General features: G+C 42.0%; 12 protein-coding genes. 4 read left to right on the top strand and 8 right to left on the bottom strand.

Features of this window, described 5'->3' with window-relative positions; genetic code table 11:
* Window position 1: 1 nt before the first annotated feature.
* Entirely contained in the window at window positions 2–1855 is a 1854-nt protein-coding gene (locus GWR21_RS25840; protein ID WP_162334599.1) for a tetratricopeptide repeat-containing sensor histidine kinase, read from the bottom strand.
* A 13-nt stretch (window positions 1856–1868) separates the two neighbouring features.
* A complete protein-coding gene (locus GWR21_RS25835) occupies window positions 1869–2327 on the bottom strand; it encodes a hypothetical protein (protein WP_162334598.1) in 459 nt (152 codons plus the stop codon).
* Window positions 2328–2596: 269 nt separating this feature from the next.
* Between GWR21_RS25835 and GWR21_RS25830 the strand changes: the two genes are divergently transcribed.
* The 3 genes from GWR21_RS25830 (at window position 2597) to GWR21_RS25820 (ending at window position 5022) form a co-directional block, all read left to right on the top strand.
* On the top strand, window positions 2597–3475 hold the full coding sequence (locus tag GWR21_RS25830) for a helix-turn-helix domain-containing protein (protein WP_162334597.1): 879 nt from the start codon (window positions 2597–2599) through the stop codon (window positions 3473–3475).
* A gap of 58 nt (window positions 3476–3533) precedes the next feature.
* Complete coding sequence (locus GWR21_RS25825) at window positions 3534–4502, top strand: DMT family transporter (protein ID WP_162334596.1); 969 nt, start codon at window positions 3534–3536, stop codon at window positions 4500–4502.
* A 178-nt stretch (window positions 4503–4680) separates the two neighbouring features.
* Window positions 4681–5022, top strand: coding sequence for a HopJ type III effector protein (locus GWR21_RS25820; RefSeq protein ID WP_162334595.1), 342 nt, complete (start codon window positions 4681–4683; stop codon window positions 5020–5022).
* Window positions 5023–5149: 127 nt separating this feature from the next.
* Here the strand turns inward: GWR21_RS25820 and GWR21_RS25815 are convergent, their stop codons facing one another.
* From GWR21_RS25815 to GWR21_RS25790, 6 genes are all read right to left on the bottom strand, one after another.
* On the bottom strand, window positions 5150–7312 hold the full coding sequence (locus tag GWR21_RS25815) for a hypothetical protein (protein ID WP_162334594.1): 2163 nt from the start codon (window positions 7310–7312) through the stop codon (window positions 5150–5152).
* Between the two features lie 119 nt (window positions 7313–7431).
* Window positions 7432–7890, bottom strand: coding sequence for a hypothetical protein (locus GWR21_RS25810; RefSeq protein ID WP_162334593.1), 459 nt, complete (start codon window positions 7888–7890; stop codon window positions 7432–7434).
* Between the two features lie 122 nt (window positions 7891–8012).
* On the bottom strand, window positions 8013–8330 hold the full coding sequence (locus GWR21_RS31970) for a DUF4221 family protein (protein ID WP_162335811.1): 318 nt from the start codon (window positions 8328–8330) through the stop codon (window positions 8013–8015).
* Window positions 8327–8482, bottom strand: coding sequence for a hypothetical protein (locus GWR21_RS31730; protein WP_394367225.1), 156 nt, complete (start codon window positions 8480–8482; stop codon window positions 8327–8329). The genes GWR21_RS31970 and GWR21_RS31730 overlap by 4 nt, the downstream gene beginning before the upstream one ends.
* A gap of 937 nt (window positions 8483–9419) precedes the next feature.
* A complete protein-coding gene (locus GWR21_RS25795) occupies window positions 9420–13808 on the bottom strand; it encodes a DUF6443 domain-containing protein (protein WP_162334592.1) in 4389 nt (1462 codons plus the stop codon).
* 9 nt (window positions 13809–13817) lie between these two features.
* Window positions 13818–16952 (bottom strand): hypothetical protein, encoded by a 3135-nt coding sequence (locus GWR21_RS25790; protein ID WP_162334591.1) that lies wholly within the window; start codon window positions 16950–16952, stop codon window positions 13818–13820.
* 598 nt (window positions 16953–17550) lie between these two features.
* On the opposite strand from GWR21_RS25790, the gene GWR21_RS25785 reads away from it, so the two are divergent.
* Window positions 17551–20340 carry a bifunctional aconitate hydratase 2/2-methylisocitrate dehydratase gene (locus GWR21_RS25785; protein WP_162334590.1) on the top strand — a complete coding sequence of 930 codons (2790 nt, stop codon included), beginning with the start codon at window positions 17551–17553 and terminating at the stop codon, window positions 20338–20340.
* Window positions 20341–20713 lie beyond the last annotated feature (373 nt).

Genomic DNA, 20713 nt, shown 5'->3' with positions numbered 1-20713 from the left:
CTCAGTTGAGTGTTATCGGTGTAATAGGCAGGTCAATATTAACTGTAGTGCCGCTTGCCGGATTACTGTCAAAGCGGATCTCTCCCTGCAGGTCAGTGATCATTTCTTTCAGACTGCTGATCCCCATTCCTGACGTGGCTTTCTGCTCCGCATCGAAACCTTTGCCATTGTCCTGTACCATAATATTGACCAGGTTTTCTTCATCGAAACAGGTTAACAGGATAGACAAGCGGGTAGCTTGTGCATGTTTCAATACATTGCTTACTAACTCCTGTACGATCCGGTATATAATGATCTCATTCTCCGCTCCCATTTGTTGTGCGCACATTGCAGCAGAAAATTCCACTTTCAGTCCGTTCGCCTGTTGGAGATGTGTGGTCAGTTCCATTAACGCAGGTACCAGACCGAAGTTATCGGCAATACCTACATTCAGTGAGTGGGAAAGGTTACGTATATCGTTACAGGCCTGGTCTATCAGCCGGGATAATGTGCTGTAGTTGGCAATCGCTGTTTCATCTATGGCATTCATGTTCACCTTGATGGTGGCCAGCAGGCTCCCAAAATGGTTATGCAGTTCACGGGCGAGGCGCTTACGTTCATTCTCCTGACCCTGTACCATCGCCTGCAACGCCCTGGTCTCTTGTGTATTCAATAGTTGCCGGATCTTCTCATCATGCGTTTTCCGGTCATTCTGTGCCATCAGGCGGGCATTCAGGAAACGCTGACGGAAATACAATAACATCAGGACTGCCAGTACCAGGAAGAAACCGGCAATCACGATGTAGATCCTGTTTAACAGCTGGCGTTTCTCAAGCAGTGCGATTTCTTTTTCTTTCAGGCTGACCTCAAATTCTGTACGCAGGTTCGCCAGTTGTTTGGTCGTTCCTGAGTTCTCTATGCTGTCTTTGTAAACAATATACCGGCTTTGATAATCGAATGCCCTGGGGTAATCTTTCTTCGTATGATACAGCCTGGATAGTAGCAGGGAGGCATCCCGCATCTGTTCTTTAAGGTCGAGTGCCTCCGCCATATCGAAAGCCTTGCGTGTGTGAAGAATAGCTTCTTTTATATTGTTTTGTTCTGCGTACAACTTACCCAGCTGATTGTGATAGTCCGCCATGCCAAACTGGTCACCTAGCGGATCAAGCATTTCTATGGCGAGTAACAGGCCCTGTCTGGCTTCATTGTAATAGCCCTGTTTCCAGTAGACCAGGGCTTTGTTGCCCACCGCATAGGCCTTACCGATCTTCAGTCCGATCGCTTCAAAAATTGGCTCAGCCTCATTGTATAACAACAAGGCTGAGTCTAGTTTATTTAATGAATAATAGCTGTAACCAGTGTTCAGGAGGTTGATGGCGAGTTGCTCTTTATTGCCATGCTGCCTGATTAATTTAACCGCTTTATTATTATACAGCAGGGCATTCTTCAGGTCATTATTGGCGATATAGGTGTTGGCGATTTCCAGGTAACCGGTTGTCAGACGTTTGTGCTCTCCTTTTTCTATCGCCAGGTTGGCACTACTGAAAAGGCTTTCCAGTGACTTTTGCAGGTTACCCATCAGCCTGTAAGCCACGCCTTTGGATTGCAGCGCTTCAATAATATAGCTGGTATGCCGATGTGCAGTTGCCATTTTCAATAGCGTATCTGCATAGAGCAGTACTTCGTTGGGAGAGGACGAATAAGCGGCAATCTTCGCAAAGGTACTCATCCGGGGAAGCGGCGACAGGGTATCATTGCTGATCAGTATCAATTTAAGGCTATCTGCTTTACCCTGGTCCTGTGCGGATACAGTACTACTGATACCCCAAAAAAGGTAGCATAGCAGTTGTATACATCTTCTGACATCCGGTCTCATGGTTGCATACAGATTAACCGTTACCCTGATTCGCTCTCAGTACCGGATCAATTACGATCGGTACTTTCACGGTTTCATTACCCTGTTTGTATTCCAGTACCGCAGAGAGATAGAAACTAAGTGCACCACCCTGGCTCACACTGCCGATAGGTAGTTTGAAGCTTACCTGATGTCCGTCGATCGAAATATTATCGGGAACGGATATACCACCGTTGGTATTGGCCACCTGAAAGTCGGTGAAGTACAGTTTGTGATAGGAGAACAGCACAAGCGGCAGGATGGTGAAAAAAACATCTGCGTCTGCGGTTACGGGGATAGCGAAGGTTTCTACCGGGCTCCCCAGTGCCATTGAGCCCTGGTCATAAATAGCGGTGTACTCCCTTACCAGGTCATTAGTTGGCGGATTGCCGCCCATAGCAGCGATCAGGCGAGTCGTGTCTACCTGAATAAAAACATGTGTTGAATGTGCCATTGGTTGGTGTGGTTTTTTAAAGGATGATGTTTCTAATGGTCATTTGATTAGCTAGGGTATAACGCTTATCGCTTCGTATTGTTCAAATTATCTGATAACTATTATTGTCTCTTTGAAATACATTTACGTACAGCATGCAACAGATCTGATAATTATTTAATTACTGCTGCCGGGAATTATCCCGGCAGGAATTTGCACTACGTCGATCCCTTGTTTATCTTGCAGGTAAGATCGCACGCGTCCAATGTTCAGTAAACAGTTATTCAGTCATGTCAGGGAATGATAACGCCTCTCATAGTCATCATCGTCATTTGCCGGTTCAGCAGCTGCTGGAAGGGGAATACCTGCGTGTGGTACGACTGCACAAAGACCTGAACGACCTTTCTGTTATTCCACATCGTCATGACCATTATGAGCTGATGCTCGTCACAGCTGGTGAGGGCGTGCATTCTATCAACTTCAGAACGTTTGAGATACGACCACAACGTCTTTATTTCATTCATCCGGGACAGGTACATATCATTCATCCTTTCGATCGTGATGGCTGGCTGATATTGTTCGGAGAAGAGCTGTTCAAACGATTTGTGAACATCCACCGGCATGAAGATGGACAGGGATTACTGGATGCCTATACGTCTTATCCGTATATTGATCTGAATGGACAGTTATCTGGTATCGCGACCTTTATCATTGCACAGATACAAACGGAGCTCACGGCGATCAATCCGGATGTACACATTCTGTTGCATTATGTATCGCTGTTACTGTTACACGCCAATAATGAGCATAATGTACAGCATCCCCTTCCACCATCCACGCTGGCACACAGAACGCTCTTCCATCAGCTGAAACAGTTAATAGAGCAGTATTTCCGGCAGGAGCACCTGGCGGCATTCTATGCTGACACCCTACGTACAGATATCAAAAAGCTGAATAGTATCTGCAGATCATCCACCCATCTCACGGTGTTTGAACTATTGCAGGAAAGACTGATCACGGAGAGCAAGATCTTATTACAGACATCCATGAAATCGGTGAAAGAGATCAGTTATGAGCTGGGCTTTAACGACCCTGCTTTTTTCGGTCGTTTCTTTAAAAGACATACGGGACTCACATCAGCCACCTTCCGGGATACCCGAATGACATAAACTATAAATTACCCGAAATGTACCAGACCGGCAGTCACCAGCCGGTTAATTTTGCGGTATGTCAGCACAAAAGAATGCCGCAAAGGCTATCGTCTGGGGAATTGTGGCCTCCCTCTTCCTCTCTTCTACTTTCATCATCAATAGTCTCATATCAGGTTCCGGTGGATATTGGGCCTGGACAGCCGCCTTACGGAGTCTCTTTCTTATTCCGATTCTGGGACTGGTGGTATTCCTGGCAGGGCAACTGAAAAGTACCATGCATGCTATGAGACAGGCACCAGTGATCTTCATCAAATGGGGGCTTATCGGCTTTGGCTGTTTATACACATTGCTGGCAGTAGCCTCGTTATGGTCACCCGGCTGGATGGTAGCGGCCACCTTCCAGATCAATATCCTGGCGGGCATCTTGCTCGCACCACTGATCTATCCTGATGAGCGAAAGGTGATTCCTAAAAGAGCGCTGATCATCTCTGTGGTAATCCTCTCTGGCGTATTCATTATGCAATTCGAAAAACTGTCTCAATTGCACGCCGTGGGCAATACAATACTGAGCTTTTTTACCGTGATAGCAGGCGCTATTGTATGGCCGCTGGGCAACCGTAAGCTGATGGTAGATCTGGAGCATAAAGGGCTTCGTTTAAATGCCCTGCAACGTGTACTGGGCATGAGCATCGGGTGCCTGCCCTTACTGATCATATTGTCTGTGATCGGTTTTGTGAAAAGCGGAGCGCCGTCATTAGCACAATGCGAATCTTCTTTACTATCAGCTTTGTTCTCCGGCTTTCTTGGGGGAGTAGGCTTTTATCAGGCGACACAGATCGTGAGCAAAAATACAGTTTCGCTGGCAGCGATAGAAGCTACGCAGGTGTTTGAGATCTTCTTTACGCTGATTGGTGAAATGGTGCTGAAAGGGGCGCATTTTCCCGGATTGTATGCGCAGATCGGTTTTGTGATCGTGTTATCAGGGATCAGTATTCATTTCTGGAATGCATGGAGACATAGTAAGCGTCTGGTGGTGGCAGGCTGATATTTCCATCATCAGTAATAAAACAAGGGATCCGGGAATACGAACAAATTACGATCAGACAGGTGATGTTGAAAAGCTGGGACTTTAGTTTTAGTTTTGCCCGGTTAAATAAGGTATGCAGTGATCAGGTGACTGGTTCAGCGGCCTTACATTTATTCCAATTACAATTATTTTCTGCATGCAAGCACCCGTAACGACTTTGATTGAGCAATTAAAAAGCAATGCACTTCCTTTCAAAGAGGTGATTGAATATATAGAAACTTATTATCAGCATCAGCCGACTGCCTTCAAAAATGGAGAGGCTTATAATGAAGCGACACAGAATCAGGGAAGTGCGAAGGTGTTCTCTTTTGCTCAACTGAATAACCTGAGCAAAGAAGATACACTGTATTTATTTGCCGAGCATTATCAGGCGGTGTTAAATACACCAGATGCTACTGATCATCAGAACATCAGGCAGTTTATGCAGCATGGCTGGTCAGGTATTGCGTTTGAAGGACAGGCGCTCACTGCAAAGTAATCTGTTATAAATAATGGCGCTATCAGTTGGAAAACGGTAGCGCTATTTTTTATTCTGTGGCTGTCAGTGTTGGCCATTATCCCTGGCATCGAAATCTCAATAGTCCTTCCACGCATCTTCATACTATTTATCTGACGCCAAAAGTGAAGGTACCAGCACCTACATATCCGCCTCCGCTCACTCCTTCTGCCACACCAATAAATCCACTCCGTATATCGGAGCAGAAAAAACGGACAGTGGCTTCTCCCTGCTGATCAGTCACAATGAGTGGGTTCCAGTAGAGTGCATTGCGGGTATCGGTCACCATTGTATCTTCTTTTACATAATCCGGTGAATAGAATGCAGCATGTTGATAAAATCCCCTGGTTATAATCATTTTAAATTTCTTCAGTAATTCTTCCTCTGTGTATTTCGGATAGTGGTAAGGCTCTTTTTTCATATCGTTAGCACCAAAGGAAAATGGATGACTCCCTATCTGGCTTCTCTTAGGCTCTATCAGTTCTGAGTACATCACGCCTTCAATCGGCCGCGTACCGCTTCCACAGGCTGGACAGTTCAGCCAGCCGCACTGACCTATATAATCCATATTACCTTCAAACCGCGCAATGCTATCCAGATATCCCATATAACGATCACCGAATCCACGGCCTTTACTTTGAACAATCACCTCTTTTAACATATTGCCATATTGAAGACGGTTACTATCTGCCCCTTGCTCTTCGATTACAATACCACGCTCACTTAACAGGTTCACCGGATGCTGTTCCCTCTCACATGTGCTGATCGCCTTAAAAGGATCTGTTACATTAATACCGTGTTCTTTTTCGGAAAAATATTTAATGAAGAAGCGCTGTCCGATAGTCAGATTCTCCGCATTGAGATAGAAGATCCCTTCATTATCGGTTGTTGCTAACTGATTGATGCTTTTGCTATAGTCAAAAAGCATGAGAGAAATAGGCGCCTTCATTTTTGCAGACCTGCTGAGTGCAGTTACTGTGCCTTTCAGACTATCCGCCAATACCATCTTCTTTAAATGATCTCCTTTCATTCTATCTTCACCCAGGTTATATTGCTCCGTCTTCTGCGTCAGTAACAGTAGGTCTATGGCTGCTTTCCTGTCAATATGGGTACTATCAAAGTAATAAGAGGGATCATAGAGTGTATCAGACAGTTGTGTTGACAACTGATAATAATTGACAACGTCACGGGTGTTCTTGCGGTTACCAAACAGGCGGTCATACACCCGCAGACTCAGCGCCGCAGGGACAGGTCGTCCCTGTTCGTCTGTCGTGCTGATCTTAACGGTTACCTGTTCTTTGGGAGCATATGCTTCTTTCAACTGACTGAAACGCACATACAGTTTCTTATCATGATGTACATATACCAGGCGGGTGGCCAATACATGTAACTGTTCATCAAACAGTGTCGCTTCTGCCACTCCGGGCGGCAGGTCTGCAATAGGGATCTTCATCAGCAAACTATCCTTCAGCACCCCAGCGGCGATCACCTGTACCGTTCCACGCACCTGTACCCTTAACAATACATTTTGCGCATTAGCATGAGGTGAGCGAAGTTTAAACAGCAGGCTGTCATTGCTGTTGCTTTGCAGATGAAGGCTGACACCGTTCTCTATAGCGGGTGGTATTTTAGCATCACGTCCTTCGTAACGTAGCTGATAGTACGCACCTGCTTCCGGGGTAAACCTAAATATCCCTATACCACCATGCTGTGTCTTCACTACTGATACCGGTGTTCCATTCTTATAGAGTTGTGCACTGAGGCTGACAGGTTCGTTGTCTTTATTAACAGCTTTAAAAGCTACCGTATTTTCTATTCCCGTTATCAGTCTGTTTCCTTCCGGATAAAACGTCATGCGTACCTGTTCCCCCTGACTAAGCTGCTTCGTTTGTCCCAACTGCCAGTTATTCCTTATAGACCGTGGGTCCTGTACGATTTGGACAGGCGTTACAGCATAAAAGTAGGGCTGTGGGGAAAAAAAGGAATGTGCGGTATAGGCCTTCAGCAGGTATTTTCCGTCCAGCAAGGTTTGTGGTAGATACACATGTCCTGCAGAAATACCGTGCGTAACAGGATACATTTCTTTCCAGACAGCGGAATCGCTTCCTTCCTTCGTCAGTTGCAGGTACAGGATGTTATCCTGTTCTGCCAGACCGAAAGTTTGCTGATCCAGTATGAAAGCATTGTACCATAGATCTTCACCTGCTATGTAAATATCTTTATTAGTGGCCAGGTAGACGCTTGTTTTGCCCGTTTTAGTATAAGCTTCCATGCGTTGAGCCAAGCTATCTATAAGTGCCCGCGGAGGTTGAGCAGATGCCTTCATCATAATACCAAGCAGACAAACAATAAAGAAGATTCGTATGGTACAATTCATTCGTGGATATTTTCTTATTCAATTTGTGTCTTTAATAGCTGAAAGGCCTGTCCGTTTTCCGGTGATTGAAACTGGTGCTGGACAGCTTTTCCTTTGTCGAGCTGCACGATGCAGGGATAAATAGTGTTATTAGTCGGGATATCAAAGAAGCCCTGTTTATCAAGATAGACGTTTGTACGACTATGTAACTCTTTTCCTATTTTCTGTTCCAGGATCTTCAGGGACTGCACTTTGGTCAGGACAAACAAGATATGCGGTTTATCAATATAGTCACGCATAAAGGCTTCCGCTTCCTGAATACAACCTCTACAGCCGAGTCCGGGTAAAATAACCAGCCAGTCGTATTCGGACTTCAATTTAATCTCTTTTATGCCATCTTCAATGACCATGTCTTCTTTATTTGCTTCGGTTTGTTCGCAGGATGATGCGATCATAGCCAGCATAAGGTAACATACAATAATTCTCAGTTTCATGATAGCAAGCTTTAAATATCTTTTAATGTAAAAATTCTGAACGTCAGGAACTTCTCTTCCACATCGTTAGGGGACGCATACTCCACGTTCAGTCCTTCTTTTGTTACAAATAAATTATCAGGTTAAAACTCGTTCAGGTCACCTATTTCTGTTTCGCCTAAATATTTAAAATCGGCGTCCATCACTACTACGGATACTTTTTTATTCTCCCAGCGGAGTCTGACCCCTTTTTCAGGCAATGCTTTTCTAAGAAAGCGATAATAAACGTTCCGGTATTTATCATAGAGAATACCACCATATAGATCACTGGTACAAGCTTTCTGATAAATGTATTCATTGGGAGCGGCTGATTTCTTGCTGAACTTATCTGCATCAAGCGACGTAATACTGCCCGCTTCGTTACTACCACCGTATACCGTCGTTTCTTTATCCGTGTTCAGATCGGCAGATCGGAGATCACGAGGTCATGAGACACAGGAAAACTGTATACCATCTTTTTATGGTCGGGCATCACATCATAGTATACACCGGTGAACATCGGTTCGTCGCACAGAAACCCGTGGCCATATATCGCATAAGGATACTTATGCACGTAGTTCACTTTATTGCTATTGATATCGATGAGTGAAGTAAACTTAAACTGCTGTGCGATGGTATCCGGCTAACAAAGTACCTATTCATTACAGTGTGTAATGACTTCAATTATTTTATCCTTAATACATCAATGGAGTTTAAATGTCAGGACATTTTCTTTGCTGTTTTTTTTAAACGTTAGGAGATAGTTCCCCTGATAAGTAAATTAAAATAAGGTGACCGTCAAATATTGTGTCCTTCTGGGATTCCGTGGAATTGTTGTGGGCTTCTCTTTAGCACATCTGGTCAAAAATCAATGGTATTTCTGTCTTGGAAAGGGGTTCATCTTTCCTTAGGGTCTTAAATCAGATTAAAAATAGGTAACTAATTTTAATAAAACAAGTAGCTAATTTTTATTGGGGGAAAGATTTTGCATACAACTATATAGTGTATATAGTTCTTAATTATATTGTCAAATATAAAATAATATTTAATAACAAAAGGTGTTATCATAAGATAAACACCTTTTATTATTATTCGCTTTGACGGTTATTTAAAACCAGTTTATGTGAAACAATTAACTCCAGTTACACTATTAATCCTTGCCATCAGTACTTAATCTTTAGGACTGCGTAAGTCATTAACCCCGCATTAATCAGTAAGCTTATTACGGTATACCAGGCAACAATGCGATTAACGTTGAGGTTGCGCACATTAAAATTATAGAGACACCATCCACCTAATATCCGATAAAAAAAATTAAGGACTAAAAAGTCAAAAATAACAAACGGCGTCATGAAAAAATTAACCGAAGCTGGATTAACCCGTTGGGAGATAAATAATATGACAAAGGTCAAAGGTATCAGGCACAGATTGTACACAAGATGTTTACGGTTCCATGATTTAATAAATGTCTTTTCAAGTTCTTCATTCTCCATATAGGTATTTTTTTTTTTTTAAAATCCTGACCTAGGCACAGTTTCAAACACGCCCGCTTCTCTTTTATCCGTTTTAACATGGTAATGAAAACCGGTGGAAATCGCCGTCTGATCTGCTTTTGTATCCCTAAACAGCTCATTCGCTTGAGAGCCAAATTTTGCAGACGAATAAGAGAAACCTAATCTCCGCATAGCGTGCCCCCATAGGAATTGACCACCATCATTTAGATTATAAGCAACGTACGGACGTCCAGCGAATATAACAAATCCACCTAACCCATCAGCAGCAGCAGCAGACTGGCTACTACCTGTCAAAAAAATCTCCTTCAATTGCAAAAGATAACTGCCATTAAAATCCATTCTGCCTCGGCTTTCCGCAAAGGCAAAAGCCCACCTAACTTCCAAAGGCTTCCAATGAATCCAAGACTTTTTCATTATATAGTTAATGTTTTCGTCTGTGATAACCAAGATTTCAGAGCTACCTTTTTGCAGAGCATTCAACTGCTCTCTATCTATCTGCTCATCATTAAAATGAAAAGTACTGGTTGGCATGAATACTTGCTGCTTTTTCCCTTTAGTATTTATTGTGGTTTGATAATCACCAATCTGTCCCAGTATTCCTTGCTGATCTGTATCAAACATTCCAATGTATTCTCCTGAACTATTAAATCTATATGTAGTATCGCCCAAAATATCCGTATGATTTATTGGATTATTGGCCATAGGCGTATACAAACTATAGTCAACATTGGGTCTGTTATCAATCCCATGCCATCTGCCAATTGCTGGATCATACATTCTGTTGCGGAACTCGTAAAGGTTTACGTCGAGATCCTTATTAAATTCAGCAAAGTTGTACTTATATCTGTTCTCAGGATACTTCGCATCTTTCAACGCTATACTGCTGATCCCCGCCATTTTCATACCATACGGATAGTAGTGTGTTTCCTCCAAAAATGGTCCACTGTTCAATCCGGCTATGATATTATCAAAGTATACGTCCTGTTGACTTTCGTTACTTGTATAAATATACAAAAATCCACTCTTTGGGATGGCCATTTGGGGCACGGCTAACTCCTGTAGTTCATCTGGTGTTGCTTTTACTTGTCTGGCGCCGCTGTTATCTTCTATTAATTTGAAATCATCATCAAATAACACGAAATTCAAATACGCTTTAGGACGGTCACTATTGGGAGATTCTGCATTCCTGTTCTTCAAACGTTGATATTCATTATTGTAGAAATCTGCGTTGAAAGGTAGTGCGTTAGCTGTACCTGCGGCATGCACCCCTTCAGTTTTCATATTACCTCCGAAAGCTTCCACAAGACCGATGAGCATATCTTCTACCGGAGGCGTCTGACCATTATCTTTAGGTCCCTGAGATTTATAAAACGCCTGGGCGTTTATCTGGACAGTATCACCTGCTGTTACTCTCAATACAAGAGAGGGGCCGATCTTTTTACCACCAGTTCGTGCACTTAGTTTTGCCACAAATTTATTTTGTGACGATTTATTATCCTGTGGATAACCTACAGGTTTTTCAGCACGGGTTTCTTCTACATTACTAAATAAGGCCGTCTCTTTTGCTGCAGCATCTATTTCCATCGTCGCTGCATACATACTGAAATCTGTCTGCTCTGTCAATATTGTTCTAACGTTCCCCAGATAATCTTTCTCAAAATAGTCATATACATATGCAATAGGCTGTCCTGTTACATATAATGGACGGATCCTACCCTCTTCATGACTAATCAGCTCAATACTATCCTGCCTGTAAACAAACGCCCCAGCATAATCTGTCCTTGTTGTTTTGGGAGAACCACTGGTGTTATCTACGACTACTTTAGAAAGTTTATTTCCGGCAGCATCATATTGATAAGTGATCGTTCCTTTACTTCCCATTGTTATAAGGGATGGTAAATTCATATGGTTATAAGTAATTGAAGTAACCCCTTTATTCAGGTCTGCTATCATATTACCATTGGCATCATATGAATAATCCTTTGTTGTCGTGTTGCCATCAATAAAATCTTCTATTCTGGCAGATTTCGTTACAGATGAGTCTATATCCTTCACCGCCAGTAATCTGTTGCTGTTGGAAGGATAAGTATATGTCAGACTATCAATTGTTTTGCTTACTGTACCGACCATCCCTTTTTGCAACATCGTCCTGATGTTACCATTCGCATCATAAGTCAGATTACCCACAGAAAAGTTCTTATCTCCCTGTAACCAGCTTCCACTTGCTTTCTGTGAAAAATAAGCGCCGGTCAGACGATTAGCCTTATCAAAATTGAAACCATATGCACTAGGGCTATTTGAGCGGGTTTTCCATGTAACGCCAGTCGTATTACCGCTGTATTGCTTAATCGTAAATCCATAATCATAACTCAGTTCCTGTCCAAACCAGTTAGAGGTGGAAGCATCATTATTTACATAGCTTTTATTGATGCCTTGCAACCAGCCGCGAATATTATACGTATAATTCAATGTATCGATAATATCGCCGGAGGAAGATACGCCAAGACGTCTAAGACCTAACCTACCTAACTCGTCATAACTATCAGATGTAATTATCCTCTCCAGGCTAGCATCATCATTCAACCGCTTGGTAATAGTCAGCAGTCGGTCAGCATGATCGTATGTTTTACGAGTCAACATTGTCATTTGAGGAGTAACACTTTTCGGATTTTGATGACGAAGATATACTGCAAGCGGCAGACCTTTAAAATTGTAAAGCATCGATGTAACATCCTTACCTCCCATATGGTTTTCACTAACTATCTGCACAAGCCTTGCCTTGTCATTATAATAGTTGGTAGTGGTCAACCATTTATCTGTACCAAGTATCCTTGATCTGACGCCTGTTATAAGCCCCTCAGCATTATAAGAAACAGGTCTTCTCTCAGGAAACAGTGTATCAGCTCCAGACAATTTCAATGTATCACTCCCTACAAACGATAGTCTACCGCTATAATTATAATTATCATAAAATGTATAGGTCAATGGTGTCAATGCGGATGTTTGCAAACCAGGTAACGGATTGCTTACTACCGACTTTGTAGTATCACCCGTAGTAGTGGAATTAATCTCAACAACAAATTCAGGATTTGTTCCGGAATCAAAACCATCAAGAATCAGTACACTGTTTGTCGCTGTATATGAAGCCCTTCCATCATGCTCATATACAGCCAAATCTTCCTGCGGAGGGGATACATAAGAAATTGTCAGCGATCCGGATGCAGCATTCAGGCTGCTCTGCAACACATCCGGCGTAGTTGTACTTTTATAAATCCCTGTCATTACCGGACGATTAATGTCATCATAAAACATCACCATCCACTCCATGGGCGACTTTGCTCGTTGCACAGAATCCTGTGTAAACACAAGTCTGTCACGAATATCGTATACCATAAACACTCGTCCCTGTCCAGGAATACGTTTCACAATAATACGCTGTCGAGCATCGTAATCATAACGAAAACATAATCCGGTATCAACCGCATTGGTCATCGTCCAGTTACTCTTTATGGCCTCCACTGCGGATGGAGGTATCACGTACTGCAGATCACCCAGATCATTGTAGATATTGTAAGTACAGAGCCATCCAGATGCACCATTTGCCGGGGCATCTTCCACTTGAACCTTCTTCAAAATGACTTTATCATCTTTATCTTTATATTCAATTTTCTGATTTCCCTGTTCATCTATGGTAACTGCCTTAATTAATTCTCCTCCAGAATAATACCCGGTACTGACTGGTAGACCGGAGCCTAATGTCCATTTTCTTACCGAGTCGTTATCAGCATTCATCTTATACTGCATTTCCTTTGGACGCGTTACCCAGCTATTACCAGATGGATAGATCTTTATTTCTCTGTCGAGAGGTGAAGCTTCATATTCTACTTTAGCATAAAATATACTCTCCCCTACAGCCCCAGGATTTAATACACCATTTTTATAAAAGGCATTTTGCGTATTAAAAGGATCCATTTTAAATTTACCATCACCAGCTGCCTGATGAGCATAAGGAAGATACCTATACTGTTGTCTGCCATACTGATCATATAAAGACATTTCAACCATATCCTTTCCATTCGGACTTATTCCTTTGGCCACCTGTTGAATAGGCCGCCCCAATCCGTCTGAATATTGTGTCGTTTGTTTTACCTCCCGTATACTTCTGGAAGTAGCGGCTACAACCGCAGTATCCTTTAGTGGCAAATTAGGTATCCATGTCCTGACATAATTTATTGTTGTATTGCTATAAGCTGCAGGAGGCGCTATCGGTACTGCGGAGTTAATAGCTCCTGTGGGTATATTAGGTGTTTGCGCTACAGATACTAGCGGAGCGATAATAGTCACCAGACAACCCACCGTTTTTTTAATGTATAATAAAGATTTCATTAGGTTCGACTATTTTGTAATGGGGGCTTGATATTGATAATCCATTTGCTTCAGAATGTTGCCGTCCTGATCTCTGACTACCACCAAACGGCCAAAATTGTCATACTCATAGTATTGGGTTATGCCTATGGGATTCGTTTCACTTGTAACCCCGACCAAAGGCTTATAAGTATAGGTAGTGACTTTAGCTGAAGTATTTGAAAGCCCGGTACGAATCTTCTGTAATTCTACCCTTATTTGCGTGTCCGTATAGTTCTGTGCGTTATCGAGGATAGTCTGACTAATATATTTTTTCACAGAATCGTAACTGCTGCCAACTACTTTTGCCACAGGATACTGAGAAAGATATCCCCAAATAAAAACTTCACTCATATCCCCGCTCTTCCGTTGCTCTAATACATTACCATTGATATCATACAGAACCTGTTCAATCCTCTTTTCCAATGGGTTATTCATAGTCGATGTATAGACTGCAGAAGGGAATACCCTATTATTGGGATATTGTGCAAAATTCTGTTGAACAGTACGTAATAATGTGCTTCCTATATACTCTTTACTTTCTATTGGCAACTTTAATACATTCTCTGCTTCCAGCGATGAGATCAACGATAACTGTCCTGTTACAAGATCAGGAATGGCGTTCACTTGATGAGCATAGTAAAACGTTGTCTTTTTTACAGCGCCCTTACTATCATTGCGCGATTCACTGTCTTTATACAGGTGTACATTTTCATAATTAAAGTTCTTAATAGTAGCGAAGTATTTAGTTGAATCATCTACATCAAATAACGTATCTTTTATTGCAGTAAGCTTATGTCCTCCACAATAAATATTGTAACTGATACGGGAAAATTTTTCTCCTACCTGCGGTGGATCACCAGCGAGAATATCAGATCCGTTCGCAGGAATAACATTATAATATCTTAGATAAGTCTGTGCTGCAGGAACCGTGTCAGTATAATAATCTGTATATTCATGGTCTTTCCTGCTCACGATATTATAAGTACCATTGCGAAAACGATATTTTGATATTGTTTTCATCGAAATTATCTTCCAATCATCTTTTGGATCTGAATGTAGCGGTGTATTATTAACCCACATATCATTCTTAGCATCAATAATATAATCATATACCGTTTTTCCTATTGTCTGATTCGTTCCCGGATTCACAACGTATTCCGTAACTCTAGGATATAATACGGCCGCACCTGATGCAAAAGACATATCTAGAAAAGGCTTTGAGTTGAACGTACTTATTTTCTGCAGATAGTTGTCTGCTCTTCCATTTGTAGTAGAGTTTACGTATTGTACAGAAACAAAGTTGGCTGTGTAGTTCTTATATTTAGTTTTTCCTACACCATCTTCATTCACACCGTATTTATACACCTTGGTAATAGAATCTCTTTTATCACCAGTTGCATATTTAATCTGTCTTATACGATATCCTCCACCATAAATTATTTTAGTATAATCCATTGAGGATGCATACTGATTATTTTCGAAGTCAAACTCTGCATATCCACCTGTAGGATAATAAAGACGTTTGATAATGCCTGGCACTATACGACCGGGCATTTCCTTTTCCTGCTGGGAACCAATATTGAGCCAGCCACCTCCGGACTTCGTAGCGCCACTTGTATCGGCCGTATTGGGATTTTCCAATGCACTATGCCATACAAATCTTTCCGAGTAATACATAAAATGTGGTACGATAAACTCACGTTTATCATTGAGGAATCCCCAGAAATCTGTATTGTAATTGGAATAAACGCCAACACAGGATTCTCCGTTTTTAACATCATAGTCCATTTTATAGACCAGTGGCTTATTATTATCTATTCCTAATATCTTCACCGAGTCAAGTCCATATCTCGTGTTCAGATTATCATAGTAGGAATAAGGCTGTTCGCCGTTGTCATGTTGTAAAGCATGCTGAAACAGACTCACTCTTTTAATTATCTGATTACCAGAGTACAATAAAATAGAAGACAATTGTTTCTGGTCAGAATAAAACATAGCTAAACGACCACCTTTGAAGCTGATTTCACTCAATGGTAGCTGATCTGCCACATTATCAAAAGTCACTTCTTGTGATTGATCTGTTCCATAGTCCATATTTCTCCAAGCTGCCTGCACATTAGGTGTAGACGGCGATCCTGTTGTCAATGTGAATTTGTATTCCTGCTCTCCGATTTGAAATAATGGCAACCAATCAAACGGTTCAGAAGGATAATAGGGGCCTTTAGATGCCGACGTAGGTCTCAATACTTTAAGGCCTGAACTTACTCCCGAAGATGAATTAAAAACATTCAAAAACATATGCGGTGTTTTATGGCCCGATAGACCATACGCATCCACATACTCTATTAATTTCCACTGAATGTTGTAATACGGTGTTGTAAAAGTGGAGCGTACACCATAAGTAAAACGTATAGTATCCGATTTATCATATGGGATGATCTCTGTCACCTTCCATGCTGCAAGCGTAGTAAGTGTGCCATTTCCGGAGTACTCTGTCAACGTCTGACTTCCAGTTGAATACTTACCAAATTTATAGATTGTACCATCATCATCTGTGATAATAAAAGTGTTGTTATCCGGATGCGATACCTTTGCTGCATCATAAGATACTGGTACAAACTGGCCAGAACGATTATAAATAAACTGGCCACTTTTTGATAGTAGGGAATAAAAGAAGTCGTCCGGCTGTTCATCATACCCGTTAAGTGCGGCTCCAAGAAGATAGTCCTGCGTATTTTGGCCAAATTGGGTATTGGCAGGATAACCGCCCCCGACACCATCTATCCCCCCTTTAACGGCTCTGGATACTCCAAGATTAGGAGATAACGTCCATCCCCATCCTGGTCCTGCTATCTGCTCGGAGGGTTTTAATTTACCAACATGATACGTTAATTTGAATGGTATAACTCCAACCCGGGTAGGTACTTCAAATAACGGGATACTTATATCCGGTACGCCAGATACAAAATCGACAGGGTAATTTTGATATAGGGCAATTGCTGAAGCTTCGGGAGACGCAGAAACAAAATTTCCTAAAGTTGTTTTAGGTGGCGTAATTTCTTGCGCCGAAGCCGTTAGGTTCTGCAATATCCAAAGTGCAGCAACCAAACACGATTTCTTCATCGCTAAATTTGAAAAGGTAAAGGGTAATTGATTATTATACTACGGTAAAGGGTAATTGACAATTATATCAAGAGGTAAAAACTTAAGGTATTTGGGTAAATTTTACCAAAAGGATCATTGCATAACACATGACATTTCTCATAACATGTCAATTTATCAGCTGGCTGATAGACAATGGTTGAGATTAACTGATTTCCATATGTAAAAACTGAATTTTGTATTAAAAAAATATAAATAATAATATATCTCCATATATGGTCAGAAATATATAATGTGAATTGCCCATAAATGTCAATAAATAGAATGAAAAACAACATAACACTTTAGTGTTACACAAATAATGAACATACTCCCTAATTAATATTGAAGCTTTTTTGCAAAGTCTACAAGCGATTTTAGGAATCAGGTAAAAGCACCCTTACACACCTCCTCCCACATAAACTATTAACAGACAACTGATTTATCAGTTAACTGAAGGAGGATAAATTATTGAAGAAATGCCTTTAACAGTCCATTTACGAGGGATCTTATTTAGATCACTGTGTAATATTATGGACATTAATTACCTTTGCGCACTAGCAGACAAAAAGAACATTGTATGAGCCGTTATAACGAATACCTTAAGGAAATTGAAGAAAGAAGAGGTCAAGATCTTCATCCGAAGCCAATTGATGGAGCGGAATTATTGAGTGAAATCATTGCGCAGATCAAAGACGAGGGAAATGTGCACAGGAAAGATTCTCTCAATTTCTTTATTTATAATGTGTTACCAGGAACTACGAGTGCTGCTGGTGTAAAAGCTAAATTTTTAAAGGAAATCATTCTTGGTACATCTAAAGTAGCAGAAATTACACCTGCTTTTGCCTTTGAGTTATTATCACACATGAAGGGTGGTCCTTCCATTGAAGTGTTACTGGACCTGGCACTGGGTAATGATATCGCTATTGCGAAAGAAGCTGCAAAAGTGCTTAAAACGCAGGTTTTCCTTTATGATGCGGACACCGACCGCCTGAAAGAGGCATTCAAAAATGAAAATCCAATTGCAAGAGAAATTATTGAAAGTTACGCACAGGCTGAGTTTTTCACAAAACTGCCGGATGTACCTGAAGAAATCAAGGTAGTAACTTTTATTGCTGGTGAAGGTGATATCTCGACTGACCTGCTCTCTCCGGGTAACCAGGCGCACTCCAGATCAGACCGTGAGCTGCATGGTAAATGCATGATCACTCCTCAGGCGCAGGCCGAGATCAAAGCACTGCAGGCGCAACACCCTGACAAGAGCGTGATGCTGATCGCAGAGAAAGGTACGATGGGTGTGGGTTCATCCAGGATGTCCGGTGTAAATAACGTGGCACTCTGGACCGGCAAACAGGCAAGTCCTTATGTTCCATTTGTGAACATTGCGCCTATCGTTGGTGGTACAAACGGTATCTCTCCTATTTTCCTTACGACTGTTGATGTTACGGGTGGTATCGGTATTGACCTCAAGAACTGGGTGAAAAAATTAGATGAAAATGGTAAGCTTGTCCGCAATGACAAAGGCGAACATATTCTCGAGGAAGTTTATTCTGTTGCTACCGGCACTGTGCTGACAATCAACACCAAAAAGAAGAAACTTTATAATGGCGATAAAGAGCTGATAGACATTTCCAAGGCACTGACGCCTCAGAAAATGGAGTTTATCAAAGCTGGCGGATCGTATGCTATCGTATTCGGTAAAAAGATCCAGACCATAGCGGCTAAGCTGCTTGGCATTGATATTCCACCTGTATTTGCTCAGCCAAAAGAAATCTCTCACGAAGGTCAGGGTCTGACAGCAGTAGAGAAGATCTTCAATAAAAACGCAGTTGGTACCACTCCAGGTAAATTACTTCACGCAGGTTCAGACGTTCGTGTAGAAGTAAATATCGTAGGTTCTCAGGATACGACCGGTCTGATGACTGCTCAGGAACTGGAATCTATGGCGGCAACTGTGATCTCTCCGATAGTTGACGGTGCTTACCAGTCAGGTTGTCACACTGCTTCCGTATGGGATAAGAAAGCACAGGCAAACATTCCAAAACTCATGAAGTTCATGAACGAGTTTGGATTGATCACTGCCCGCGACCCGAAAGGTGAATACCATTCTATGACAGACGTTATCCACAAGGTATTGAACGATATCACAGTGGATGAGTGGGCCATCATTATAGGTGGTGACTCTCACACCAGGATGTCAAAAGGTGTTGCATTTGGTGCTGACTCCGGAACCGTTGCGCTGGCGCTGGCTACAGGTGAGGCATCGATGCCGATTCCTGAATCCGTGAAAGTAACCTTCAAAGGACAAATGAAGGAGCACATGGATTTCCGTGATGTTGTACATGCTACACAAGCACAGATGCTCCAGAAATTTGCTGGTGAAAACGTTTTCCAGGGCAGAGTCATTGAAGTGCATATCGGTACACTGCCTTCTGACCAGGCATTCACCTTTACTGACTGGACTGCAGAAATGAAAGCAAAAGCTTCTATCTGTATTTCCGAAGATGATACCCTGATCCAATCACTGGAAATTGCCAAAGGCAGAATCCAGATCATGATCGACAAGGGCATGGACAACAGCAGACAGGTTCTTCAGGGACTGATCAATAAAGCTGATAAGAGAATTGCCGAAATTAAATCGGGCGAAAAACCGGCTTTAACACCAGACGAAAATGCTAAGTATTACGCTGAAGTGGTAGTTGATCTGGATGCAATCGTTGAACCAATGATCGCTGACCCGGATGTTAACAACGACGACGTTGCTAAACGTTACACGCACGATACCATTCGTCAGCTTTCCTACTATGGTGGCGATAAAAAAGTGGACCTCGGCTTCGTAGGATCCTGTATGGTACACAAAGGTGACCTGAAAATTGTTTCTCAGATGCTGAAAAATCTGGAAAAACAACAAGGTAAGGTTGAATTCCATGCGCCACTGGTAGTAGCAGCTCCTACTTACAATATCATCGATGAACTGCGGGCAGAGGGAGATTGGGAGATCTTACAGAAATACTCTGGCTTTGAATTCAACGATAATGCGCCGAAAGCTACTGCACGTACAGAATATGAGAATATGATGTACCTCGAGCGCCCGGGTTGTAACCTTTGTATGGGTAACCAGGAAAAAGCAGCGAAAGGAGATACTGTACTGGCTACTTCAACCCGTCTGTTCCAGGGTAGGGTTGTAGAAGATTCTGAGCGTAAAAAAGGTGAATCTCTGCTGGCTTCTACACCGGTAGTTGTTCTCTCTGCCATCCTCGGAAGAGTACCTAATATGGAAGAGTATAAAACTGCAGTAGCCGGTATAGATCTGACTAAATTTGCGCCTCCACTGAAAAATATGGTGAGCAAAGACAATGTTGCATACTAAGGTCCACTTAGATAATTTATACAAAAAAGGTCTCACTATCAGTGAGGCCTTTTTTATTTTGCAACGGTGCTCACTATCTTTTTATTATTTTCATCACAATAACCGGCAAAGTATCCCAGATCCCCCCTGCTGATCAGTGATTGATACCACAATATTGCCAAGGAACTTAACGCAGTTCTGATGAAGGTGCACGAACGGTCGGTTTCGCGGCACGAAGGGGCGAAATGGCGTCAAAAGCCGTCTTTAGTTACTAAGCTTTCAGGTACTGAACAGACCTAAGAGAGATGTTTTGCGAGTCAAGGATTAGTCCATAGCTGCTTCCGATGTGGCTTTGTAGCTTTGAAGTATATCTTAGTGCAATCTAAATAACAGG

Origin of the sequence: Chitinophaga agri, assembly GCF_010093065.1 — a bacterium.
Classification (GTDB): Bacteria; Bacteroidota; Bacteroidia; order Chitinophagales; family Chitinophagaceae; genus Chitinophaga; species Chitinophaga agri.
Note: the sequence above shows the minus strand (reverse complement) of the source record. Positions and strands in the feature narration are given on the sequence as shown.